This is a genomic window from Brevundimonas sp. KH_060, from assembly GCF_057838275.1.
In genome coordinates, this window is the sequence record NZ_CM174463.1 from 1,419,163 (window position 1) to 1,440,588 (window position 21,426).

Here is a 21,426-nt window from a genome sequence, read left to right on the forward strand (position 1 = left end):
GACGAATTGGACTCTCTTTTTCGGGTCCATTCCCGGAGCCCTCGATGACCCAGTACGACTACGACCTCTTTGTCATCGGCGCCGGTTCAGGCGGGGTTCGGGCGGCGCGGCTGACGGCGCTGGGCGGCAAGAAGGTCGCTGTCGCTGAGGAATACCGTGTCGGCGGCACCTGCGTCGTGCGCGGCTGCGTGCCCAAGAAGTTCATGGTCATGGCCTCCGAGGTCAGCCACGCGCTTGAGATCGCCGAGGGCTATGGCTGGTCCTTCGACAATGCGAAGTTCGACTGGCCGACCTTCCGACACGCCAAGGATGTCGAGATCGCCCGCTTGTCGGGCATCTACGCCGCCAACCTGGCCAAGGCGGGCGTTGATCTGGTCCACGGCCGCGCCATCCTCAAAGACGCCCACACCGTCGAGATTCTCGCCAAGGAGGGGGGCAAGGCTCAGACCATCACCGCCGAGAAGATCCTGATCGCCACCGGCGGCCGCCCGTGGAAGCCGGAAGGTCTGACGGGCATCGAACACGCCATCACCTCGGAAGAGGCCTTCCACCTGCCTGAATTGCCCAAACGCATCCTGATCGCGGGCGGCGGCTATATCGCGGTCGAGTTCGCCGGCATCTTCGCCGGTCTCGGCGTGGAGACGAGCCTGATCTATCGCGGCCCCAACATCCTGCGCGGCTTCGACGACGATGTGCGCGCCCACCTGGCGGGCGAGATCGAGAAGCGTGGCGTCAAGGTCATCCTGGGTTGCCAGCATTCCTCGATCGAGAAGACCGACACCGGCCTGGTCAACCATCTCGAAAACGGCATGAAGATCGAGACCGACGTGGTCATGTTCGCCACCGGCCGCGCGCCCCACGTCAATGGGCTGGGCCTCGAAACGGCCGGTGTCGAGCTGAACGACGACGGCGCGATCAAGGTCGATCAGCATTCCAAGACCACGGCCGACAACATCTGGGCCATCGGCGACGTCACTGATCGCATGAACCTGACCCCCGTCGCCATCCGCGAGGCTGTGGCCTTCCATGAAACGGTCTATAGGAACAACCCGCAAAGCTTCGACTATGAAGCCGTCGCCACGGCGGTCTTCAGCCAGCCGCCGGTCGGCACCGTCGGTCTGACCGAGGCCGAGGCCCGCCACGCCTGTCCGGGTGAGGTGGACGTCTACGTCACTCGCTTCCGCCCGATGAAATACGCCTTCACCGGCTCGGACGAGCGGGTGCTGATGAAGCTGGTGGTGGATGCAGAGAGCCAGCGCGTGGTCGGCTGCCATATCGTCGGCCCGGACAGTCCCGAGATGATCCAGTTGGCCGCCATCGCCGTGAAGGCGGGCCTGACCAAGGCTCAGTGGGACGCCACCTGCGCCGTCCACCCCACCATGGCCGAGGAACTGGTCACGCTGAAGGAGAAGCAGGCCCCGGCCTCCATGTCCGCCGGGTGAATGTGAGCCGGGGCGGCTTGCCAGCCGCCTCATCCGCGCGCCTTATGCCGTCCGAAGGCCCCGAACGGAGCCGCAAGATCAGGAAGTCGCCATGAAGCCGCATCTGCTCGCCGCCGCCGCTGTCGCTGCTGTTCTTCTTGGCGGATCGCCCGCCTTGGCCCAGGATGCGGCCGCGCCCGCCTATCGGGCCGCTGTCGCCGACACCCTGCGTCCGGCCGACGAGGTCGCCCGCGACCCCTTGCGTCATCCGGCCGAGATGCTGGCCTTCGCCCAGGTGAAGCCGGGTCAGCGCATCGCCGACATCCGTCCCGGCGCGGGTTACTTCAGCCGCCTGTTCGCGCGCGTCGTGGGCGAGAGCGGTCACGTCTACGCCTTCGTGCCGAACCGCACGGCCGAGCGCGAGAATCCGCGCGCCGACGCCCTGGTCGCCGCCTATCCCAACGTCAGCCGCGTCAACGGCGACCTGGACGCCATGAGCTTCGACCAGCCGCTGGATCTGGTCTTCATGAGCCAGGAATATCACGACTTCCACATTCCCCGTTTCGGCGTGGACGTGGCCAAGATGAACGCCGACATCTTCAAGGCGCTGAAGCCTGGCGGTCTCTATGTCGTCATCGACCATCAGGCCGCGCCGGGCGCCGCCAACACCGTGGTCGAAAGCCTGCACCGCATTGAGGGCGCCCAGCTCCGCAAGGAGGTCGAGGCCGCCGGTTTCGTCTTCGATGGTGAAAGCACGGCCGTCGCCAACACGGCCGACGACCACAGCCTGAACGTCTTCGACGAGGCGATTCGCGGCAAGACCGATCAGTTCGTCTATCGCTTCCGCAAGCCGAACTGAGGCGTCTCGTCTCAAATTGGTGACTGGCGAAGCGAGACGGGCGGCGCTAACCCTCGGCCAAAATCCATAAGGGAAACGCACAGATGACTCGCATCGCCTTCATCGGTCTCGGCAACATGGGCGGCGGCATGGCCGCCAATCAGGCCAAGGCCGGGCATGACGTGGCCGCCTTCGACCTGTCGCCCGCCGCGCTGGAACGCGCCGCCGAGGCTGGGTGCCGCACCGTCGCCTCGGTCGCCGAGGCCGTGAAGGACGCCGAGGTGGTCATCACCATGCTGCCCGCCGGGCCGCATGTGCTCAGCGTCTATTCCGACCAGATCATCGGCGTGGCTCCGGCCAGCGCCCTGCTGCTGGACTGCTCGACCATCGACGTCGAGACGGCGCGCAAGGTCGCCGGTCTGGCCAAGGAAGCGGGCTACGCCTTCGCCGACGCCCCGGTTTCAGGCGGCACGGCGGCCGCCGACGCCGGCACCCTGGCCTTCATGGTCGGCTGCGACGAAGCCGACTTCGCCCGCGTCGAACCGGCGCTCGATCCCATGAGCCGCATCACCATCCGCGCGGGCGATCACGGCGCCGGGCAGGCGGCCAAGATCTGCAACAACATGCTGCTGGGCATTTCGATGATCGGCACGTGCGAGGCCATCGCCCTGGCCGAGAAGCTGGGTCTGGAGCCGGAACGCTTCTTCGAGATCGCGTCCAAGTCCTCGGGCCAGTGCTGGAGCGTCAGCAACTACTACCCCTGGCCCGGCCCGGTGCCGACCGCGCCGTCGAACCGCGAATACGAAGGCGGCTTCGCCACTGCCATGATGCTGAAGGATCTGAAACTGGCCCAGGACGCCGCCGCCAAGGCGGGCGCCACGACCCCGCTTGGCGCCCAGGCCGAGGCCCTCTACGCCCTGTTCAACGGCCTCGGCTACGGCGGCAAGGACTTCTCCGCCATGGTCCAGATGTTGCGCGGCCGCATCGATACGCTGGCGCAATGACCGAAGAGCCGCCCCTCTACCACGATGATGTCGCCGGCTATCGCCAGCCGATGGTGACGTCCATCGGCATCATCATGGGCTTCCTCCTGGCCTTCATGGCTAACTGGGCGGTCAGCGAGCAGGAGGGGCGGGTGCTTCAGGATGCGGTGGACTGGCTGGTCGCCGTCACCATCCTGGTCAGCATTTCGCTGATGGTCGTCACCCTGGCTCGCTTGCTCGACAATCGGGTGCGGGAAGGCGTCGGCCGTCGCTATCACACGACCTATCGGCTCTACATCGCCTCGATGGCCGTCGGACTGGCGGGACTGATCGCCGCCCTGATCATCTAGGCCGGCTGCTGCTGCGTCGCGCAGTGGATGCCGCCGCCCGATGCGCCCAGTGCGTCGATGTTCAGTTGGACGATCCGGCGTCCCGGATAGAGCGAGGCCAGAACTTGGCGCGCCTCGTCGTCCGCGGCCTGATCGCCAAACTGCGCGGCGATCACCGCTCCGTTGCAGACGTAGTAGTTGACGTAGCTGGACACGAAGTCGTCCGACGTTCCGCGAATGTCGATCGGTTCGGGCAGGCGCACCATCTTCAGGGGACGATCCCGTGCGTCCGTGGCCTGCTGGATGATCTCCAGCGTCTCGTGGGCGGCGGCCGACCAGGGATCGTCGGGGTCCATCTCGTCGTCGATCTGGATCAGCACCTGTCCCGGCGCCGTGAACCGCGCCAGGGCGTCGATATGATAGTCGGTGATGTCCTCGCCCTTGATGCCCGGCGCCCAGATCATCTTCGTGGCGCCGACAGCGGCGCCCAGCCGATCCGCGATTTCATCCGCGCTCAGGCCAGGGTTGCGGTTGTCGTTTACCCAGCAACTGGCGTGGGCCAGCATGGTCCCGGCGCCGTCATGCTCCAGACCGCCCTGTTCCCCGATCACGCCGCTGTCGATCAACGGCAGACCCAGGCGCGCCGCCACGCGCTCGGCGATCAAGCCGTCGTTGCGGTGGCGCTGCTTGTTCCCCCAGCCGTTGAAGCGAATGTGAGCGACGGCCATCTGACCGTCGGCGCCCTTGACGAAGGTCGGTCCGCTGTCCCGGCACCACAGGTCGTCGGTCGGAATGTCCCAGAATTCGACCGCACTGCTGAACTTCGCGCGATCCAGGCCTCGCGCGTCGGGCGCCGCCATCATGGCCACGGGTTCGTGCTCGCCGATTGCATTGGCGATAGCGAGAATGTTCGCCTGCACGGCGGCCAGGTCGCGCGCGCCATAGACATCCACGCTGACGGGCCACTGCATCAGGGTGCGTTCGTGCGGCGCGCTTTCCATAGGCATTTCATAGCCTGCGCGATGGGGCAGGGGCGACGTCGGCGCTGCGCAACCTGTTGTTCCGGCCCCGAACGCCGCCAGTCCCGTCTGGATCATGTGTCGTCTGTTCATGCCCCTAGACTACGCCTTATGCACGGCTGGACAAAGCGTAGCCGTTGCACATGAATGAAGTCTGAGAATCGTTATCAATTAAGGGGTTGGGACGTTTTGTCCGGCTCCTGACATGGACAAGACCGGGCGGCGCGCGCAATTAGGCCGCGAAAGCTGCATAAGCGAAAGAAGCGCCGCCTTGTTCGACTATAAGTCCGCCTTTCAGAACTCTGTGGAGCAGGTCCGCAGCGAGGGGCGCTATCGCGTCTTCGCCGATCTGAAGCGGGTGCGCGGCCAGTTTCCTCGGGCGATGCGGCGTCGCGAGGACGGCACGCAGCAGGACGTCGTCGTCTGGTGCTCCAACGACTATCTGGGCATGGGTCAGCATCCGGCGGTGATCGACGCCATGCAGGCCGAGGTCGAGAAGACCGGCGCCGGAGCAGGGGGCACGCGCAACATCTCGGGCACCACGCGCTCGGCCGTGGATCTGGAAGCCGAGCTGGCCAGCTGGCACCAGAAGGAAGCGGCGCTGCTGTTCACCTCGGGCTACGTGGCCAATGAGGCGACGCTGTCGACCCTGCAGAAGATCCTGCCGGGCCTGATCACTTTCTCGGACGCGCTGAACCACGCCTCCATGATCGCGGGCATCCGCAACGGCGGCGGCGAGCGCCACATCTTCCGCCATAACGACCTGGAACACCTCGAGGAACTGCTGGCCGCCGCGCCTGCAGATGCGCCCAAGCTGGTCGCCTTCGAGAGCGTCTATTCGATGGATGGCGACATCGCCGACATCGCCGGCACCATCGCCCTGGCGAAGAAATATGGCGCCCTGACCTATCTGGACGAAGTTCATGCCGTGGGCCTGTACGGCGCGACCGGCGCGGGCGTGGCCGAGCGTGACGGCGTGCTGGACGGCATCGACATCGTCGAATGCACCCTGGGCAAGGCCATCGGCGTCATGGGCGGCTACATCGCCGCCGACGCGGTGATCGTGGATGCGGTGCGCAGCTGGGCTTCGGGCTTTATCTTCACCACCAGCCTGCCGCCCGCGCTGACCGCCGGCGCCCTGGCCTCGGTCCGCCACTTGAAGGCGCACCCGGAACTGCGCGACGCCCATCAGGAGCGCGCCGCCACCCTGAAGCGCCGTCTGACCGAGGCAGGCATTCCCGTCCTGCCCAGCGTCAGCCACATCGTGCCAGTTCACGTCGGCAATCCGGTGCACTGCAAGCTGATCTCGGACATGCTGCTGGAAGAGCACGGCATCTACGTCCAGCCGATCAACTATCCGACCGTGCCCAAGGGAACCGAGCGCCTGCGCTTCACGCCCTCGCCCGATCATGACGACGCGATGATCGACAAGCTGGTCGTGGCGATGGACAAGCTCTGGTCCCACTGCAACGTGGCGCGTCAACCGGTCGCCGCATGACGATCGACGCTGAGCTCGGCGAAGTCATCGTCGAGTTCGTCCGCAACGGCCCTTTTGTGAAATGCTCAGCCGTCCACGTGGCCACCGGGCGCGAGGTCAGCGCTATGGGACCGGTCAATGAGCCGAAGTCCGTTGAACGGGTGGCTCTGGCCAAGCTGAAGCGAGCGTTAAGCCAGAGGTGATCGCTGCTGTCGCTTTCTGACAGCAGTCGGGGCTTATCCTTCGGTATGACGGAGAAGCTCACATGACCCTGAACGCCGCCTGCTATTGCGGAGCCGTGAAGATCGAGGCCCCGGACCTGCCCAGGCAGGCCGCATCCTGTAACTGTACCTGGTGCTGCCGGACCGGCGCGGTCTGGGGTTATTACAGTCCGGAAGAACTGACGATCACTACGACGGGGCCGGTGGGCGACTATGCGCCCAACGGCATGAATCATCATCACTTCTGTGCGACCTGCGGCGGCAATACGCATGGCTTCTCGCCGGATTTCGGCTCTGTCTACAACTCGGACGGGACCCCGAAGGAAGGTCATCAGGCCGGCGACCTCCCCACCACCCGGATCGCGGCGATCAACCTGCGCATGGCGCTCGACCTCGACCTGTCCACGATCCAGGTCGAGCGCGTGGACGGCCGCAACAACTGGTGAGAGAGATCGGTCAGCGTCCGCGATGACGTAGTCGGCGGGCTCGCGCGCCCCTAGATGTTGTGGTGTTCAGCGGCGCGGCCTAGATAGGTTCCGCCGTTTTCGCTTTCAGCCTTCGGGGTGCCGCCTGTGACCGCCTTCACGCACGATTCCTACTTCTCCAAGAGCCTCGCTGACGCCGATCCGGCGATCTTCAAGGGCATTCAGGGCGAACTGGGCCGCCAGAAGGAGCAGATCGAGCTGATCGCCTCCGAGAACATCGTCTCTCAGGCGGTGCTGGACGCGCAGGGCTCGGTCCTGACCAACAAATACGCTGAGGGCTATCCGGGCCGTCGCTACTACGGCGGCTGCGAGTTCGTGGACGTCACTGAAGACCTGGCCCGCGAGCGCGCCAAGGAACTGTTCGGCGCCGCTTTCGTCAACGTCCAGCCCCACTCGGGCGCCCAGGCCAACCAGGCCGTCTTCTTCTCCCTGCTGCAACCGGGCGATACGTTCCTGGGCATGGACCTGGCCTGCGGCGGGCACCTGACCCACGGCTCCCCCGCCAACCAGTCAGGCAAGTGGTTTCGTCCTGTCACCTATAAGGTGAATGAAGACGATCATCTCATTGATTATGATCACGTCGCCGAAATGGCCCAGAAGGAAAAGCCCAAGCTGATCCTGGCCGGCGCCTCGGCCTATTCGCGCCACATCGACTTCAAGCGTTTCCGTGAGATCGCGGATTCGGTCGGCGCCTATCTGATGGTCGACATGGCTCACTATGCGGGCCTGATCGCCGGCGGCGTCTACCCCGACCCGATCCCGCACGCCCACGTCGTCACCACCACGACGCACAAGACCCTGCGCGGTCCGCGCGGCGGCATGATCCTGTCCAACGACCTGGACCTGGGCAAGAAGATCAACTCGGCCGTCTTCCCCGGCCTGCAGGGCGGCCCGCTGGAGCACGTCATCGCGGCCAAGGCTGTGGCCTTCGGCGAGGCGCTGAAGCCTGAGTTCAAGCTCTACGCCCAGCAGGTCGTGAAGAACGCCCAGGCCCTGTCTGGTGTGCTGATAGAACGCGGCCTGGCCATCGTCTCGGGCGGCACCGACAGCCACCTGATGCTGGTCGACCTGCGTCCCAAGGGCGTGACCGGCAAGGCCACCGAGCATGAGCTCGAGAAGGCCCTGATGACCTGCAACAAGAACGGCGTGCCCTTCGACACCGCCCCCTTCACCGTCACCTCGGGTGTCCGCCTGGGCACCCCGGCGGGCACCACGCGCGGCTTCGGCGAGGAAGAGTTCAAGCAGATCGGCCACTGGATCGCCGACGTCGTCTCGTCGATGAACGGCGGCGATGAAGCCGATCCGGCCGTCGTCGCGGGCGTCGCCGCTCAGGTGCGCGAACTGACCGCGCGCTTCCCGATCTATCGCTAAGAGGCCCATCGGATGAAGTGCCCGTTCTGTGGAAACGCCGATACTCAGGTGAAGGACAGCCGCCCGTCTGATGACGGCGCGGCCATCCGTCGCCGTCGGTCCTGTCCGCAGTGCAACGGGCGCTTCACCACCTTCGAGCGGGTGCAGCTGCGCGAACTGGTCATCCTGAAACGGAACGGCCGCCGCACCCCCTTCGACCGCGACAAGCTGGAACGCTCGCTGGGCATCGCCTTGAGGAAACGTCCGGTCCAGCCCGATCAGGTCGAGCTGCTGGTCAGCCGCATCGTGCGCCAGCTGGAAAGCCTGGGCGAGACCGAGATCCCGTCCAGCATCGTCGGCGACTTCATCATGAAGGCGCTGAAGTCGGTCGATGAGGTCGCCTACGTCCGCTACGCCTCGGTTTACAAGGATTTCCGCCACACCAGCGATTTCGCCAAATTCCTCGGCGACGAGGGTTTCGACGAGACCAAGTCCGGCCAGGACTGATGCGCCCGCGCGTCACCCTGAAGCTGGCGACTTCGCTGGATGGCCGCATCGCCACGGCCACGGGCGAAAGCCAGTGGATCACCGGGCCGGAGGCGCGCCAGCAAGGCCACCGCCTTCGCGCGGCGCATGACGCCATCCTGGTCGGCGTCGAGACGGTGCTGGCCGACGATCCCGAACTGACCGTGCGCCTTTCACCTTCTCCCCTCGGGGGAGAAGGTGTCGTGCGGAGCATGACGGATGAGGGGGCTCTGTCCTCGCACTCAAAGGCGGACGACGAGGGTGCAGCCGACGCCCCCCTCATCCGAGCGGCTCCGCACGACACCTTCTCCCCCGAGGGGAGAAGGAATCCGTTGAGAGTCGTCCTCGATAGCCGTCTCCGTACCCTCGCGACGGCCAAGGTCGCATCTGGCAACACTCTGATCTTCACCACAGCCCAACCCCGCGCCATCGGCCAGGCCGAGGTCGTCGCGGTCGCCGACGACGACGGCCGCCCCGCCATTTCAGCCGTCTTGGAAGCCCTGGCTGCACGCGGCGTCGGCTCCGTCCTGATCGAGGGCGGAGGCCGTGTCGCCGCCTCTTTCATCCAGGCCGGCGCGGTGGACGCCATCGAATGGTTCCGCGCCTCGATCCTGCTGGGCGGCGAGGGGCGGCCCTGTGTCGCCTCCCTGGCGCTTGCAAAGCTGGCCGACGCCCCCAAGTTCCGTCGTCTGGGCGTCGAGCCTGTCGGAGACGATCTGTGGGAACGCTACGCCCGCGCGTGAGGCCTCCTCAGGCGCGATTTCAGACGAATTAGACTAATTAGACTCTGTTTTTTGGGTCCGAAGGGACCGGAGCTTTCATGTTCACCGGCATCGTCACCGACATCGGCCGCGTTCGCAGCGTCCGTGAAACCAACCGCGACCGTCGTTATGAGGTCGAGACCATGTGGGACACGGCGACCATCGACCTGGGCGCCTCCATCAGCCATGCGGGCTGTTGCCTGACGGTGACTGAGAAGGGGCACGATGAAAGGGGGGGCTGGTTCGCCGTCGAGGTCTCGGGCGAGACCTTGTCCAAGACCAAATTGGGCGACTGGAGCGAGGGCAGCCGGATCAATCTGGAGCGCGCGGCGAAACTCGGCGATGAACTGGGCGGCCACATCGTTTCCGGCCACGTCGATGGTCTGGGCGAGGTGATCTCCATCACGCCCGAGGGCGGGTCGCGCCGGATCGTGATCGAGGCGCCCGCGCCCCTGCACAAATTCATCGCCCCGAAGGGCTCAATCACGGTCGATGGGGTTTCTTTGACGGTGAATGGGGTGCATGAGCGCCGCTTCGACGTGAACATCATCCCGCACACGTGGGATGCGACCACCCTCGGCGGCCTGAAGGTCGGCGAGAAGGTCAATCTGGAGATCGACATGCTGGCGCGTTACCTCGCGCGGTGGCAGGAGACCGCATGATGAAACTGGCCGTCTACAACACCGACAGCCCGATCAGTTCGATCGAGGACATTATCGAGGACGCCCGCAACGGCCGCCCCTACATCCTGGTGGACGCTGAGGACCGCGAGAACGAGGGCGACATCGTCATTCCGGCCCAGTTCGCCACGCCGGACCAGATCAACTTCATGATCCGCTATGCGCGGGGCCTGGTCTGCCTGGCCCTGACGTCCGAGCGCGCCAAGCAACTGCGCCTGCCGCCGATGGCCGCCGAGAACCGCGAGAGCATGGGCACGGCCTTCACCATCTCGATCGAGGCCAAGGAAGGCGTCACGACCGGCATCTCGGCCGCTGACCGCGCCCATACGGTCCAGGTGGCGGCCGATCCGTCGCGTACCGCCGACGACATCGTCTCGCCGGGCCACATCTTCCCGCTGGTCGCGCGCGACGGCGGCGTCCTGGTCCGCACCGGCCACACCGAGGCGGCCGTGGATATCAGCCGCATGGCCGGCTTGATCCCCGCCGGGGTGATCTGCGAGATCATCAAGGACGACGGGACGATGGCGCGGATGCCCGACCTGATCGCCTTCGCCCAGCTGCACGGGCTGAAGATCGGCACCATCGCCGACCTGATCGCCTATCGCCGCCGCACCGAGCGCTTTGTCGAGCGCGTGATGGAGACGCCGTTCGAAAGCGTCCACGGCGGCGCGTTCAAGCTGATCCTGTACCGCAACACCATCGAGGGCGCCGAGCATGTCGCCCTGGTGCGCGGCGATATCGACCCGGCCAAGCCGACCGTCGTGCGGATGCACCAGGTCGACTTCGCCGCCGACCTGCTGGGCCACGTCGAGGCCCGCCAGGACTATATTCCAAAGGCGATGCAGGCGCTGGCGGCTCAGGACGGGCCGGGCGTCGTCGTCTTCCTGCGTGATCCCGGCCTGCAAGGCCTGGCCGAGCGGCTGGGCGCGACCAGCAAGCCCGCCGCCGTGGATCGTTCGCTGAAAGCCTATGGCGTCGGGGCGCAGATTCTGCTCGACCTCGGCGTCAAAGACATGATCGTGATGAGTTCGACGCGACCCAATCCGACGGCGCTGGAAGGTTACGGCCTGCGCATCGTCGGTTGGCGCGACATGGACGGAGAAGACCAATCTTGAACGACCCCACTCGCGTCCTCATCGTCGAGGCGCGCTTTTACGACGAACTGGCCGACGCCCTTCTGGAAGGGGCGAAGGACGCCCTGCGCGCGCAAGGCGTCCAGTATGACGTCGTGACCGTGCCCGGCGCCCTGGAAGTGCCGACCGTGATCGCCATGGCCGAGGAGGCCGGACGCTATCCGACCGCGCCGCGCTATGACGGCTATGTCGCCCTGGGCTGCATCATCCGCGGCGAGACCTATCATTTCGAGATCGTCTCGGATCAGTCAGCCGCCGGCATCCGCAATCTGGGCCTGAAGGGCCTGGCCATCGGCAACGGCATCCTGACGACCGAGGACGAGGAGCAGGCCTGGGCCCGCGCCCGCCTCAGCGAGGGCGACAAGGGCGGCTTCGCGGCCCGCGCCTGCCTGGACCTGATCGCTATCCGCAAGCGTCTGCGCGGAGGGCTGGCCTCGTGAGCGAACCGACCAACACCACCCCGGCGACCGTCGCCGAAGTCATGGCCCAACTGGCCGAGGCCGATAAGGCCCGCGCCGAGCCCCAACTGACCAGCCGCCAGCGCCGCGCCCGCACGGTCGCCCGCCTGGCCGCCGTTCAGGCCCTGTATCAGATGGAACTGGCGGGTGAGGGCGTCGACAGCGTCGTGCGCGAGTTCCGCAATCACCGTTTCGACGCCGACATCGACGGCGCCCCTCTGGCCGAGGCAGACGAAGACTGGTTCGCCGCTGTCGTGCACGGCGTGGTCGAGGACCAACGCGCGGTGGACGAGGCGGTCAAGGCGCGCCTGGCCTCCAACTGGCGGCTGGAGCGTCTGGACGCGACCCTGCGCGCCCTGCTGCGCTGCGGCGCCTGGGAGCTGAAGCACAAGCCCGACGTGCCGCGTGAAATCGTGATCGACGAATACGTCGAGCTGGCCAAGGCCTTCTTCGACGATGCGGAGGCGAAGTTCGTGAACGCGGCGCTCGACGGCGTGGCGCGTGATGCCCGCGATTGACGTCGCAGGTGAATTCGAGACCATCCAGCGGCTGCTGAAGCCGCTGGCCCATCCGGAATGGGCGAGGGGGCTGGCCGACGATGTGGCCGCGCTTCCCTCGCGTCCGGGACACGACCTGATCCTGACCAAGGATGCGATCGTCGAGGGCGTCCACTTCCTGCCCGACGACCCGCTGGACACGGTGGCGCAGAAGCTGCTGCGCGTGAACCTGTCTGACCTGGCCGCCAAGGGCGCCGAGCCGTTCGGCTATCTGCTGGCCTGCCACTGGTCCGAGCGCTGCGGCTGGCCCGAGCGCGAGGCCTTCGTCGCCGGGCTACGGCGGGATCAGGCCATTTTCGACATATCCCTGCTGGGCGGCGACACGGTGAAGACGCCGGGACCGGCTAGCTTCTCGGCCACCCTGCTCGGCTGGGCGCCGACGGGAGCGGCGGTCAGTCGGGCGGGCGCGCGGCCCGGCGATCTGGTCTTCGTCACCGGCACGATCGGCGACGGCTGGCTGGGTCTTCAGGCCGCCCAGGCGACCCTGAGCCTGGAGCCCGAACGCATGGACGCGCTGGAGGCCGCCTATCGCACGCCCATGCCGCGCGTGGAGTTCGCACCTGTGGTCCTGGGCCTGGCGACCGCCAGCGCCGACGTGTCCGACGGCCTCTTGGCCGACGCCGCCCATATCGCCGAGGCCAGCCGCGTCAGCCTTGAGATCGACCTAGAGCGCCTGCCCCTGTCCGCCGCGGCCCAGGCCTGGTTCGACGGGCGCGTCGATCCGCAGGCGGCGCTGGAGCTGCTGGCCAGCGGCGGCGATGACTATGAGATCCTGCTGACCGTCCCGGCGGGCGCCGAAAACGCCCTGCGCCGCGAGGCCGAGCACCGCCACCTGCGCCTGACCTGCGTGGGCCGGGTGGCCGAGGGCAGGGGGCTGTCCCCCCGCTATCTGGGCCAGGTCATCACCCCGACCCGCACGGGCTGGACCCACGGCTGAGAGCAACGGAATCCTAACGGGACAGGGCCAGACTGCCGCCATGAACCGCCGCGCCCTGATCCTCGCCGTCGCCGGCGCCGCCCTGTCGGGGGCGGCCGTGGCAGCCTCGCCTTCGGCGGAGACGCCCGCCCAACCGGCGAGTTTCAACCTGACCGGCGTCGGCCTGCCCATCATCGCGGGCGGCCGGGTCCGAAACTACATCTTCGTGGTGCTGAAACTGCATCTGGGCCAAGGGCACGCCCTGGACGCGGTGAAGGCCAAGGAGCCCTATCTCCGCGACGCCCTGGTCCGGGCCGGGCACCGCACGCCCTTCGTCCTGGCCGATGACTGGAACCAGTTGGACGCCCAGGCTCTGAGCGCCAGCCTGATCCGCTCGGCCGATACGCTGATCGGCAAGGGCGCGATCGCCCGCGTGGAGGTTGTCAGCCAGGCCGCGCGCCGTCGCACAACTGTTCGCGGCGTCTAAAAGAGCGCTGTTGCGCCACGGCTCTGCTTTTGGCACGATTTAGCCGCAATTCCCGAGGGGCGTGAATTTGCGTCCGTAAGCGCACGGGGGGACCGGAAGGCGGCCGAGAGGCGACAACGCCCGTAGCGCTGCCCATGGATCCGCGCGCCCAGTTGCATAGGGCTTGGAAACGCCATGACGTCATATCTTTGGCTGGTCATCGCGGCCGGCGCTCTGGGGGTGCTTTACGGCGCCGTTCAGACCGCCGCCCTGATGAAGGCCGACAGTGGTAATGAACGGATGCGTGAGATCGCCGCAGCGATCCAGGAAGGGGCATCCGCCTATCTGAAGCGTCAGTACACAACGATTGGCATTGTAGGGGTCGTGATCTTGGTCGCGGCCTATTTTCTTATCGGGACCTGGGCGGCGCTCGGTTTCCTGATCGGCGCGGTCCTTTCGGGCGCGGCGGGCTATGCGGGGATGCTGATCTCCGTTCGGGCCAACGTCCGCACGGCGCAGGCGGCGTCACAGAGCCTGTCCAAGGGTCTGGACCTGGCCTTCCGCTCGGGCGCCATCACCGGCATGTTCGTGGCGGGCGGCGCGCTTCTGGGCGTGTCCGGCTACTACGCCTTCATGACGCAGGGTCTGGGTCACGCCTCGACCAGCCGCGAGGTCATCGACGGCCTGGTGGCGCTGGGCTTCGGCGCCTCGCTGATCTCCATCTTCGCACGACTGGGCGGCGGCATCTTCACCAAGGGGGCCGACGTCGGCGGTGACATGGTGGGCAAGGTCGAGGCCGGCATCCCCGAGGATGATCCCCGCAACGCCGCCACCATCGCGGACAATGTGGGCGACAACGTCGGCGACTGCGCCGGCATGGCCGCCGACCTGTTCGAGACCTATGCGGTGACGACGGTGGCGACCATGGTGCTGGCGGCCATCTTCTTCCGCAACCAGCCCTATGTGGATGTGCTGATGCTGCTGCCGCTGGCGATCTGCGGCGTCTGCATCGTGACCTCGATCATCGGCACCTTCTTTGTCCGTCTGGGCAAGAGCGGCAACATCATGGGGGCCCTGTATCAGGGGCTGATCGTGACCGGCTTGCTGTCGCTGGTCGCCGTCTGGTGGGTGATCAACACCCTGTTGCCGGGGGCGGTCGAGACCTCAGGGGGCCTGCTGATCCAGCCGATGAACCTGTTCTGGGCAGGAGCTGTGGGGCTGGTGGTGACGGCGGCGATCGTGGTGATCACCGAATACTACACCGGCACGGGCTTCCGGCCGGTTAAGTCGGTGGCCAACGCCTCGGTCTCTGGGCACGGCACCAACGTCATCCAGGGGCTGGCCATGTCGCTGGAGGCCACGGCGCTTCCGGCCCTGACCATCATCGTCGGTATTGTCGCGGCTTACCAGTTGGCAGGTCTGTTCGGCATCGCCATCGCCACCACCACCATGCTGGGCGTGGCGGGGATGATCGTGGCGCTGGACGCCTTCGGGCCGGTCACGGACAACGCGGGCGGTATCGCCGAGATGGCGGGCCTGCCGCCGGAAGTCCGCGTCTCGACCGACGCACTGGATGCTGTGGGCAACACCACCAAGGCCGTGACCAAGGGCTATGCCATCGGTTCGGCGGGTCTGGGGGCATTGGTCCTGTTCGCCGCCTATGTGGAGGATCTGAAGTTCTTCGCGGCCGAGGCGGCGCCGGGCAGCTTCTTCTACGGCTTGGGGACGGTCGCGTTTGATCTGTCCAACCCCTACGTCGTGGTCGGCCTGTTGTTCGGCGGTCTGCTGCCCTTCCTGTTCGGAGGGCTGGCGATGACGGCCGTGGGGCGCGCGGCCGAGGCTGTCGTTGCCGAGGTCCGGCGTCAGTTCCGCGAGAACCCCGGCATCATGACGTTCGAGACCAAGCCGGAATACGGACGGGCGGTCGACATCCTGACCAGCGCGGCCATTCGCGAAATGATCGTGCCGTCGCTGTTGCCGGTGCTGTCGCCGATCGTCCTGTTCGTCGTCATCCTGTTCATCCAGCCGGACAAGGCCAACGCCTTCGCCGCCCTGGGGGCCATGTTGATGGGGGTGATCGTGACGGGCCTGTTCGTCGCCATCTCCATGACGTCGGGCGGCGGCGCCTGGGACAACGCCAAGAAGGTGATCGAGGAAGGCTTCACCGACAAGAACGGCGTGGTCCACGGCAAGGGCTCCGAAGCGCACAAGGCCGCCGTCACCGGCGACACTGTGGGCGACCCTTACAAGGACACCTCCGGTCCGGCGGTGAACCCGATGATCAAGATCACCAACATCGTGGCCCTGTTGCTGCTGGCGGTGCTGGCGAGCGGCAAGATCGTCTGACAGCGATCGGCTGAAACTGAAAACGCCCCGGAGAGCGATCTCCGGGGCGTTATCTTTTTGCGCCCTACGTTCGCGACGCGGTCGCTCAGGACTTGAGGGCGCCTGTATGCTGGGGCTGTTAGTCCGGGCGGCGCTGGCCGGGGACGTCGTCCTCGGTGCGCGGCAGTTGGCCGCGGCCGACGTTGCCGAGCAACTGTTCGAGGATGGTCAGCTGGCGGCCGCGGGTCGGGGTCTCGCGGCGCTCCATGGCGATCTGGCGACCGTCTTCCAGGCCCAGGGTCCGCACGCTGGCGACCTTTTCACCGCCATCGGCGAAGGTGACCTCCGTGATCGTCCGCTGCGACACTTCAGGCTTGTTGTAGGTGTAGCGCTGGGTCGTCTGGGTCAGGTAGTACCAGACGTTGTCGGTCTCGAAGGTCGAGGTGGTTGAAGGCGTGCCCAGCTTGGCCAGGACGGTCTCGCGGGTGTCGACGCCCGCCTCGATATCCTGGGGCTTGGCGTCCACGGCCTGGAAGCCCTGGGTGGCGACGACCGGGGCGCAGGCGCCTGCAGCGGCGGCGAGCGAGGCGGCGATGATGAGCGACGTAAAACGGGGCATCGGCGATGGGCCTCTAGAAACAAGGTCTTTGACCTAACCGTCGCTGCGTCCTAGTGCAACGGCGCGGCGGAAAAGGGGCCGTAAAACCTATGTTCAAGACACTCTTCAGACGACAGACGCAAGAGCGCCAGGCTCAGGGCCTATACGCCCTGGCGGTGGAACAGGCGCGTCAGCCCGATTTTTACGCCCGCCTGGGCGTGGCGGATCGAATCGATGCGCGGTTCGAGCTCTACACCTTGCACGTCCTTCTGCTGTTCGTACGGACCAAGGCCGAGGGCGAGCGCGGGGCCGACCTGGCCCAGAAAATGTTCGACGCCTATGTCTCGGCTCTCGACAACGTTCTGCGCGAACTGGGCGTGGGTGACGTGTCCGTCGGCAAGAAGATGCGCAAGCTGGGCGAGGCCCTCTATGGCCGCATGAGCGCCTATGAGAAGGCGCTGCGCGAAGGCGACCACGACGGCTTCCAGGCCTCGATCGCGCGCAATGTGTTCGAGAGCGAAGACCCCGCAGCCGGCGCCGAGCTGACCCGCTACGCGCTGGAATCACATGAACGCCTGGGGCGTCAGCCTATTTCCGCCGTGGAAAAGGCGCCGGACTGGGCCATGATCGTCGCATGACGATTCCCGCCCTGCCTTACAGTGATCCCGTCCGCCTGCATCAGATCGGGGCGAGCCTGTCCCGACGGCTGGAGCCGGACGCCGAGGCGCGTCAGCGCATCGCACGCGCGCTGAACCTGAAGTCGCTGGATCGTTTCGAGGCGGATATGGAGATTACGGCGACGGTTTCGGGCTGGCGCCTGACCGGGCGCGTCGTCGCTGACGCCGTTCAATCCTGCGTGCTCACGCTGGAGCCCTTGCCGGTTCATGTCGACGAGCGGTTCGAGGTCAACCTGGTTGAGGCCGTGGACACGCCGCCATCGGATGATGGCGAGATCGACCTGGAGTTGGACGACGATTCGCCTGACGTGGCGGAGAACGGTCAGATCGATCTGGGGCAGTATGCGGTCGAGCAGTTGGCCCTGCAGTTGGACCCCTATCCCCGCAAGGACGGTGCGGTGTTCGAGCAGCCGCCCGAGCCGGGCGAGATCTCGCCTTTCGGCGTGCTGCGGGCCTTGAAGCCGAACGACGCCGACAAGAGTTGACCTAAGGGCGCCCCGGTTGCATCCACGGGGGTGCGACATTTGCGTCCGCACGCCCTAACATTGAAGCGCCGCGACAAGACGGCGACGGAGTCGATTTCCACTTGGCATCATCCACATTGATCTCGCTCGACGCCATGGGAGGCGACCACGGTCCTTCCGTCGTGATCGGCGGCGTGAAGGCTTACTATTCGCTGTATGGCGGCGACGGCGTCCGTTTCCTGCTGCATGGGGACGAGGCGGCGATCCGCGCCGAGATGGCGCGCCTGCACGTATCGGACGATCTTTGCCAGGTTCGGCACACCGACAAGGTCGTGTCCATGGACGAGAAGCCCGCCCAGGCCATGCGCCGGGGCAAGGGCTCCAGCCTTTGGAACGCGATCGAAGCGGTCAAGACGGGCGAGGCCCAGGGGGCTGTGTCCGCCGGCAACACCGGCGCCTTGATGGCGATCTCCAAACTGGTTCTGCGTATGGCGGTCGACGGACTGGAGCGCCCGGCCATCGTCGCCAGCTGGCCGACCAAACGCGGCGTCACCGCCGTTCTGGACGTGGGCGCCAACATCGGCAGCGATGCTCGCCAACTGGTCGAGTTCGCCATCATGGGTGAAGCCTTCCAGGCTGCTGTGCATGGGATCGAGCGGCCGACCGTTGGCCTGCTGAACGTCGGCTCGGAAGAGATGAAGGGCCACGAAGAAGTGCGCGAGGCCCACGCCGTGCTGCGCACCGACGCCGTGCCCGTGAACTACACCGGCTTTGTCGAGGGACATGACATCGCCGCCGGAACCGTGGATGTGGTGGTGACGGACGGATTCACCGGCAACATCGCCCTGAAGACGGCCGAGGGCACCGCGCGCTTCATCTCGGATCTGCTGAAGGAGGCGCTGACCTCCGGTCCGCTGGCCAAGCTGGGCGCCCTGATCGCCATGCCGGCGTTGAAGAAGATGGCGCGCCGTATCGACCCCAGCAGCGTCAACGGCGGCCCCTTGCTGGGCCTGAACGGCATCGTGGTGAAAAGCCACGGCGGCGCCACGGCCGAGGGTTATGCAAACGCTATCCGTGTGGCTGTCGAACTGGCCCGTAGTGACTATCTGACCAAGGTCAGCGCCAATTTCGCACGTCTGGCGGCCGCGATGGACGAACCTGCGCCCGTCGTCATTGGAGAGACCGAACAGTGAGCGTCATCCGCAGCGTCGTCACCGGGGTCGGCTCCTTCCTGCCCGAGCAGGTGGTCACCAACTCCGATCTGGCCAAGATCGTCGACACCTCCGACGAATGGATCATCGAGCGCACCGGCATCCGTCAGCGCCACAAGGCCCGCGATGACCAACCGACCAGCGACCTTGCGGTCAAGGCCGCCGAGCGCGCCCTGGCCGACGCCGGCAAGACGGCGGCGGATGTCGACCTGATCATCGTCGCGACCACGACGCCGGACCAGACCTTCCCCGCGACGGCCGCCATCGTCCAGCGCAAGCTGGGCGCGCCGGTGGGCATCGCTTTCGATATTCAGGCGGTCTGCTCGGGCTTCGTCTATGCGATGAGCGTGGCGGACGGCTTCGTCGCGCGCGGCCAGGCCAAATGCGCCCTGGTGATCGGCGCCGAGGAAATGACCCGGCTGATGGACTGGACGGACCGCACGACCTGCGTCCTGTTCGGCGACGGCGCCGGCGCCTTCGTGCTGGAGCCGGGCGAAGGGCAGGGGACCAAGGATGATCGCGGCGTGCTGGGCTTCGCCCTGCGCTGCGAGGGCGCCAAGGCCGACATGCTCTATGTCGACGGCGGCCCGGCCACGACGGGTACGGTCGGCCATCTGCGGATGCTGGGCAATCAGGTCTTCCGCCACGCTGTGGTGAACATCGCGGAGGCCATCACCGCCGCCGCCGAGGTCGCGGGCGTCGGCATCCCCGAGATCGACTGGTTCGTGCCTCACCAGGCCAACCAGCGCATCATCAAGGGGGTGGGCGACCGGCTGGGTCTGGATGAGGACAAGGTCATCTCGACCGTAGCCATGCACGCCAACACCTCGGCCGCCTCCATCCCCCTGGCGATGGACGTCGCCATCAAGGATGGGCGAATCAAGAAGGGCGATCTGGTGCTCGTCGAAGCCATGGGCGGCGGCCTGACGTGGGGCGCGTGCGCCTTCCGATTCTAGATTTGCATTGAGGACTTTGATTTCCGGCCGTTTTGCCCTTCAATGCCCCGCCAATTGATTGCGGGGAGATGCAAGTGGCCGGACATCAGACGCTTACCCGTGCGGATTTGTGCGAAGCAGTCCACGAAGAGGTCGGGTTGTCCCGACAGGAATGCTCCGGGCTGGTCGAGCGCACGCTGGACCTGATCGTCGATTCTCTTGAGCAGGGCGAGACGGTCAAGCTGTCGGGCTTCGGCGTCTTTCAGGTTCGTGAGAAACGCGCCCGCATGGGCCGCAACCCCAAGACCGGTGAACCAGCCGCCATCAACCCCCGCCGCGTCATCAGCTTCCGCGCCTCCCAGATCATGAAGAGCCGGGTGCACGACGCCGTCGTCGAGACCTAAGACCCTTGGCCAAAAGCCCCAAAGCCTTCCGCACCATTTCTGAAGCGGCCGATGAAGTCGGCGCCCCCCAGCATGTGCTGAGGTTCTGGGAGACGAAGTTCGAATTCGTCGCTCCGGTGAAGCGTGCTGGCGGCCGCCGTTTCTATCGTCCTGACGACGTCATGGTGCTGAAGGCCGTGCGGCGCCTGCTGCACGACGAGGGGCTGACGATTCGCGGCGTGCAGCGCCTGGTGCAGGATCAGGGCCTGGCGCGGCTGACGGCCTATGCCGATCCGACCGCTACGCTCGAGATCGATTCGGGTGATCGCGCTGAAACGACCTTGGAAGCGACGGCGATTCCGGCGGATTCGGCGCGTCTGGAGGCCCTGCTAAGCGAACTGGAAGCGGCCAAGGCCCGCTTGGAGGCCGTTCTGCGCCGCTAAGACGGAAGTTGTTGTCGATAGAGCGTTTTAGGGTTTGCGGAGCACCGAACCGCCGTCTATAGGGAGCGCCTTCGGAGCGTGGCGCAGCCTGGTAGCGCACTTGACTGGGGGTCAAGGGGTCGCAGGTTCGAATCCTGTCGCTCCGACCATTTGCTGAGGGTTATCAGCAGGCTGAAACGGCCGGTGAGGGAAACCTCACCGGCCGTTCTGCTGTTCAGACCTTTGTCTTGTCCTCGGGCTCGCGCTCGGCCCAGCGCAGCAGGGGAATGAGCGGCACGCCCCAGCCGATCCCCGCCACGGCGAAGAAGATCAGGTCGATCCACCAGGCGTCCGGTAGATGGTCATGCAGGGTCACGGCGCCCCACACCCAGAAGGCCAGAAAGAAGACGACAGCCAGGGTGGCGACGAAACGGCGGGCGCGAGGCGGCATCAGCGCTTGCTCCGGAACAGGAAGAAGGCGACCAGTCCCAGGACGACGGCCGCAAAGGCCCAGGGCAGCCACTCCCAGTCGGCCAGGGTGGCCACGGCGAACACCCGCACGGCCAGGAAGGCGCCGCAGGCGCCGCTGACCAGGGCGACCAGAACGGTCCCGCCCAGGCCGCGACGACCCGTCAGCAAGTCGGCGATCCAGGCCAGGCCCAGGGCCCCGGCCAGGGCGATGGCGATCTCGACATATTGCACCGCTTGGCGCTCCCCTTGAATGTTGTGCGACGCTTTGGCGTAGAAACCGACTCGATCTTGCCACGCGGGAGGGGCATATCCCTCGGTTCC

The 21,426-nt window shown here is 66.3% G+C and carries 27 protein-coding genes and 1 tRNA gene; 24 read left to right on the forward strand and 4 right to left on the reverse strand.

The annotated features are described in order from the left end of the window. Positions 1–44: 44 nt before the first annotated feature. From gor to AC3IPP_RS06985, 4 genes are all read left to right on the forward strand, one after another. Complete coding sequence (gene gor / locus AC3IPP_RS06970) at positions 45–1,442, forward strand: glutathione-disulfide reductase (protein ID WP_489150842.1); 1,398 nt, start codon at positions 45–47, stop codon at positions 1,440–1,442. Between the two features lie 91 nt (positions 1,443–1,533). Next, positions 1,534–2,280: a class I SAM-dependent methyltransferase gene (locus AC3IPP_RS06975; RefSeq protein WP_087138917.1), complete on the forward strand. Its 747-nt coding sequence runs from the start codon at positions 1,534–1,536 to the stop codon at positions 2,278–2,280. 83 nt (positions 2,281–2,363) lie between these two features. Then, the gene (gene mmsB, locus AC3IPP_RS06980) at positions 2,364–3,263 is read left to right on the forward strand and encodes a 3-hydroxyisobutyrate dehydrogenase (protein WP_489150843.1); all 900 of its coding nucleotides are present in this window, start codon (positions 2,364–2,366) and stop codon (positions 3,261–3,263) included. Continuing rightward, positions 3,260–3,592, forward strand: coding sequence for a hypothetical protein (locus tag AC3IPP_RS06985; protein WP_087138919.1), 333 nt, complete (start codon positions 3,260–3,262; stop codon positions 3,590–3,592). The genes mmsB and AC3IPP_RS06985 overlap by 4 nt, the downstream gene beginning before the upstream one ends. Here the strand turns inward: AC3IPP_RS06985 and AC3IPP_RS06990 are convergent. After that, positions 3,589–4,683, reverse strand: a complete 1,095-nt coding sequence (locus tag AC3IPP_RS06990; protein ID WP_489150844.1) for an agmatine deiminase family protein — start codon at positions 4,681–4,683, stop codon at positions 3,589–3,591. The genes AC3IPP_RS06985 and AC3IPP_RS06990 overlap by 4 nt on opposite strands. A gap of 178 nt (positions 4,684–4,861) precedes the next feature. On the opposite strand from AC3IPP_RS06990, the gene hemA reads away from it, so the two are divergent. The 13 genes from hemA to AC3IPP_RS07055 all read left to right on the forward strand — a co-directional run bounded on the left by hemA (position 4,862) and on the right by AC3IPP_RS07055 (position 15,965). After that, the gene (hemA, locus tag AC3IPP_RS06995) at positions 4,862–6,088 is read left to right on the forward strand and encodes a 5-aminolevulinate synthase (protein WP_087138921.1); all 1,227 of its coding nucleotides are present in this window, start codon (positions 4,862–4,864) and stop codon (positions 6,086–6,088) included. After that, positions 6,085–6,270, forward strand: coding sequence for a DUF6898 family protein (locus AC3IPP_RS07000; RefSeq protein WP_489150845.1), 186 nt, complete (start codon positions 6,085–6,087; stop codon positions 6,268–6,270). Before hemA ends, AC3IPP_RS07000 begins: the two co-directional genes overlap by 4 nt. A 62-nt stretch (positions 6,271–6,332) precedes the next feature. Further along, on the forward strand, positions 6,333–6,734 hold the full coding sequence (locus AC3IPP_RS07005) for a GFA family protein (RefSeq protein WP_489150846.1): 402 nt from the start codon (positions 6,333–6,335) through the stop codon (positions 6,732–6,734). A 126-nt stretch (positions 6,735–6,860) separates the two neighbouring features. Next, entirely contained in the window at positions 6,861–8,144 is a 1,284-nt protein-coding gene (gene glyA, locus AC3IPP_RS07010; RefSeq protein WP_087138930.1) for a serine hydroxymethyltransferase, read from the forward strand. A 12-nt stretch (positions 8,145–8,156) separates the two neighbouring features. After that, entirely contained in the window at positions 8,157–8,630 is a 474-nt protein-coding gene (gene nrdR, locus AC3IPP_RS07015; RefSeq protein WP_024352817.1) for a transcriptional regulator NrdR, read from the forward strand. Then, on the forward strand, positions 8,630–9,391 hold the full coding sequence (locus AC3IPP_RS07020) for a RibD family protein (protein WP_489150847.1): 762 nt from the start codon (positions 8,630–8,632) through the stop codon (positions 9,389–9,391). The genes nrdR and AC3IPP_RS07020 overlap by 1 nt, the downstream gene beginning before the upstream one ends. A gap of 77 nt (positions 9,392–9,468) precedes the next feature. Further along, on the forward strand, positions 9,469–10,071 hold the full coding sequence (locus AC3IPP_RS07025; protein WP_489177455.1) for a riboflavin synthase: 603 nt from the start codon (positions 9,469–9,471) through the stop codon (positions 10,069–10,071). Further along, the gene (gene ribB / locus AC3IPP_RS07030) at positions 10,068–11,204 is read left to right on the forward strand and encodes a 3,4-dihydroxy-2-butanone-4-phosphate synthase (protein ID WP_489150849.1); all 1,137 of its coding nucleotides are present in this window, start codon (positions 10,068–10,070) and stop codon (positions 11,202–11,204) included. Before AC3IPP_RS07025 ends, ribB begins: the two co-directional genes overlap by 4 nt. After that, positions 11,201–11,662 carry a 6,7-dimethyl-8-ribityllumazine synthase gene (gene ribH, locus AC3IPP_RS07035; protein ID WP_087141414.1) on the forward strand — a complete coding sequence of 154 codons (462 nt, stop codon included), beginning with the start codon at positions 11,201–11,203 and terminating at the stop codon, positions 11,660–11,662. Before ribB ends, ribH begins: the two co-directional genes overlap by 4 nt. A 41-nt stretch (positions 11,663–11,703) precedes the next feature. After that, positions 11,704–12,198, forward strand: a complete 495-nt coding sequence (gene nusB / locus AC3IPP_RS07040; RefSeq protein WP_087141445.1) for a transcription antitermination factor NusB — start codon at positions 11,704–11,706, stop codon at positions 12,196–12,198. After that, positions 12,185–13,174, forward strand: coding sequence for a thiamine-phosphate kinase (thiL, locus tag AC3IPP_RS07045; RefSeq protein ID WP_489150850.1), 990 nt, complete (start codon positions 12,185–12,187; stop codon positions 13,172–13,174). The genes nusB and thiL overlap by 14 nt, the downstream gene beginning before the upstream one ends. Positions 13,175–13,214: 40 nt before the next feature. Then, positions 13,215–13,640, forward strand: a complete 426-nt coding sequence (locus tag AC3IPP_RS07050) for a hypothetical protein (RefSeq protein WP_489150851.1) — start codon at positions 13,215–13,217, stop codon at positions 13,638–13,640. Positions 13,641–13,814: 174 nt separating this feature from the next. Beyond that, a complete protein-coding gene (locus AC3IPP_RS07055) occupies positions 13,815–15,965 on the forward strand; it encodes a sodium-translocating pyrophosphatase (protein ID WP_087141417.1) in 2,151 nt (716 codons plus the stop codon). Positions 15,966–16,083: 118 nt separating this feature from the next. Here AC3IPP_RS07055 and bamE read toward each other — a convergent pair whose 3' ends face one another. Further along, positions 16,084–16,563 carry an outer membrane protein assembly factor BamE domain-containing protein gene (bamE, locus tag AC3IPP_RS07060; protein ID WP_087141418.1) on the reverse strand — a complete coding sequence of 160 codons (480 nt, stop codon included), beginning with the start codon at positions 16,561–16,563 and terminating at the stop codon, positions 16,084–16,086. A gap of 89 nt (positions 16,564–16,652) precedes the next feature. Here bamE and AC3IPP_RS07065 point away from each other — a divergent pair, with 89 nt between their 5' ends. The 7 genes from AC3IPP_RS07065 (at position 16,653) to AC3IPP_RS07095 (ending at position 20,804) form a co-directional block, all read left to right on the forward strand. After that, positions 16,653–17,180: a ubiquinol-cytochrome C chaperone family protein gene (locus AC3IPP_RS07065; RefSeq protein ID WP_489150852.1), complete on the forward strand. Its 528-nt coding sequence runs from the start codon at positions 16,653–16,655 to the stop codon at positions 17,178–17,180. Next, positions 17,177–17,704 (forward strand): YceD family protein, encoded by a 528-nt coding sequence (locus AC3IPP_RS07070; protein WP_087141420.1) that lies wholly within the window; start codon positions 17,177–17,179, stop codon positions 17,702–17,704. The genes AC3IPP_RS07065 and AC3IPP_RS07070 overlap by 4 nt, the downstream gene beginning before the upstream one ends. Positions 17,705–17,838: 134 nt before the next feature. Next, a complete protein-coding gene (plsX, locus tag AC3IPP_RS07075) occupies positions 17,839–18,876 on the forward strand; it encodes a phosphate acyltransferase PlsX (RefSeq protein WP_489177462.1) in 1,038 nt (345 codons plus the stop codon). Continuing rightward, the gene (locus tag AC3IPP_RS07080) at positions 18,873–19,850 is read left to right on the forward strand and encodes a beta-ketoacyl-ACP synthase III (protein WP_489150854.1); all 978 of its coding nucleotides are present in this window, start codon (positions 18,873–18,875) and stop codon (positions 19,848–19,850) included. Before plsX ends, AC3IPP_RS07080 begins: the two co-directional genes overlap by 4 nt. 68 nt (positions 19,851–19,918) lie before the next feature. Continuing rightward, a complete protein-coding gene (locus tag AC3IPP_RS07085) occupies positions 19,919–20,233 on the forward strand; it encodes an integration host factor subunit alpha (protein WP_040345288.1) in 315 nt (104 codons plus the stop codon). 5 nt (positions 20,234–20,238) lie between these two features. Continuing rightward, a complete protein-coding gene (locus AC3IPP_RS07090; RefSeq protein WP_489150855.1) occupies positions 20,239–20,655 on the forward strand; it encodes a MerR family transcriptional regulator in 417 nt (138 codons plus the stop codon). A 72-nt stretch (positions 20,656–20,727) separates the two neighbouring features. Continuing rightward, positions 20,728–20,804 (forward strand) — tRNA-Pro (locus tag AC3IPP_RS07095). A gap of 65 nt (positions 20,805–20,869) precedes the next feature. On the opposite strand, the gene AC3IPP_RS07100 is transcribed toward AC3IPP_RS07095, so the two are convergent. Continuing rightward, positions 20,870–21,085, reverse strand: a complete 216-nt coding sequence (locus tag AC3IPP_RS07100; RefSeq protein ID WP_489150856.1) for a DUF2842 domain-containing protein — start codon at positions 21,083–21,085, stop codon at positions 20,870–20,872. Beyond that, positions 21,085–21,336 (reverse strand): transglycosylase, encoded by a 252-nt coding sequence (locus AC3IPP_RS07105; RefSeq protein WP_087141425.1) that lies wholly within the window; start codon positions 21,334–21,336, stop codon positions 21,085–21,087. Before AC3IPP_RS07105 ends, AC3IPP_RS07100 begins: the two co-directional genes overlap by 1 nt. Positions 21,337–21,426 lie beyond the last annotated feature (90 nt).

Excerpts from the sequence above, each read along its gene's own strand:
- gor (WP_489150842.1), top strand. The coding sequence starts at position 45 with ATGACCCAGTACGACTACGACCTCTTTGTCATCGGCGCCGGTTCAGGC.
- AC3IPP_RS06975 (WP_087138917.1), top strand. The coding sequence starts at position 1,534 with ATGAAGCCGCATCTGCTCGCCGCCGCCGCTGTCGCTGCTGTTCTTCTT.
- mmsB (WP_489150843.1), top strand. The coding sequence starts at position 2,364 with ATGACTCGCATCGCCTTCATCGGTCTCGGCAACATGGGCGGCGGCATG.
- AC3IPP_RS06985 (WP_087138919.1), top strand. The coding sequence starts at position 3,260 with ATGACCGAAGAGCCGCCCCTCTACCACGATGATGTCGCCGGCTATCGC.
- AC3IPP_RS06990 (WP_489150844.1), bottom strand. The coding sequence starts at position 4,683 with ATGAACAGACGACACATGATCCAGACGGGACTGGCGGCGTTCGGGGCC.
- AC3IPP_RS07000 (WP_489150845.1), top strand. The coding sequence starts at position 6,085 with ATGACGATCGACGCTGAGCTCGGCGAAGTCATCGTCGAGTTCGTCCGC.
- AC3IPP_RS07005 (WP_489150846.1), top strand. The coding sequence starts at position 6,333 with ATGACCCTGAACGCCGCCTGCTATTGCGGAGCCGTGAAGATCGAGGCC.
- nrdR (WP_024352817.1), top strand. The coding sequence starts at position 8,157 with ATGAAGTGCCCGTTCTGTGGAAACGCCGATACTCAGGTGAAGGACAGC.
- AC3IPP_RS07020 (WP_489150847.1), top strand. The coding sequence starts at position 8,630 with ATGCGCCCGCGCGTCACCCTGAAGCTGGCGACTTCGCTGGATGGCCGC.
- AC3IPP_RS07025 (WP_489177455.1), top strand. The coding sequence starts at position 9,469 with ATGTTCACCGGCATCGTCACCGACATCGGCCGCGTTCGCAGCGTCCGT.
- ribB (WP_489150849.1), top strand. The coding sequence starts at position 10,068 with ATGATGAAACTGGCCGTCTACAACACCGACAGCCCGATCAGTTCGATC.
- nusB (WP_087141445.1), top strand. The coding sequence starts at position 11,704 with ATGGCCCAACTGGCCGAGGCCGATAAGGCCCGCGCCGAGCCCCAACTG.
- thiL (WP_489150850.1), top strand. The coding sequence starts at position 12,185 with ATGCCCGCGATTGACGTCGCAGGTGAATTCGAGACCATCCAGCGGCTG.
- AC3IPP_RS07050 (WP_489150851.1), top strand. The coding sequence starts at position 13,215 with ATGAACCGCCGCGCCCTGATCCTCGCCGTCGCCGGCGCCGCCCTGTCG.
- AC3IPP_RS07055 (WP_087141417.1), top strand. The coding sequence starts at position 13,815 with ATGACGTCATATCTTTGGCTGGTCATCGCGGCCGGCGCTCTGGGGGTG.
- bamE (WP_087141418.1), bottom strand. The coding sequence starts at position 16,563 with ATGCCCCGTTTTACGTCGCTCATCATCGCCGCCTCGCTCGCCGCCGCT.
- AC3IPP_RS07065 (WP_489150852.1), top strand. The coding sequence starts at position 16,653 with ATGTTCAAGACACTCTTCAGACGACAGACGCAAGAGCGCCAGGCTCAG.
- AC3IPP_RS07070 (WP_087141420.1), top strand. The coding sequence starts at position 17,177 with ATGACGATTCCCGCCCTGCCTTACAGTGATCCCGTCCGCCTGCATCAG.
- plsX (WP_489177462.1), top strand. The coding sequence starts at position 17,839 with ATGGGAGGCGACCACGGTCCTTCCGTCGTGATCGGCGGCGTGAAGGCT.
- AC3IPP_RS07085 (WP_040345288.1), top strand. The coding sequence starts at position 19,919 with ATGCAAGTGGCCGGACATCAGACGCTTACCCGTGCGGATTTGTGCGAA.
- AC3IPP_RS07100 (WP_489150856.1), bottom strand. The coding sequence starts at position 21,085 with ATGCCGCCTCGCGCCCGCCGTTTCGTCGCCACCCTGGCTGTCGTCTTC.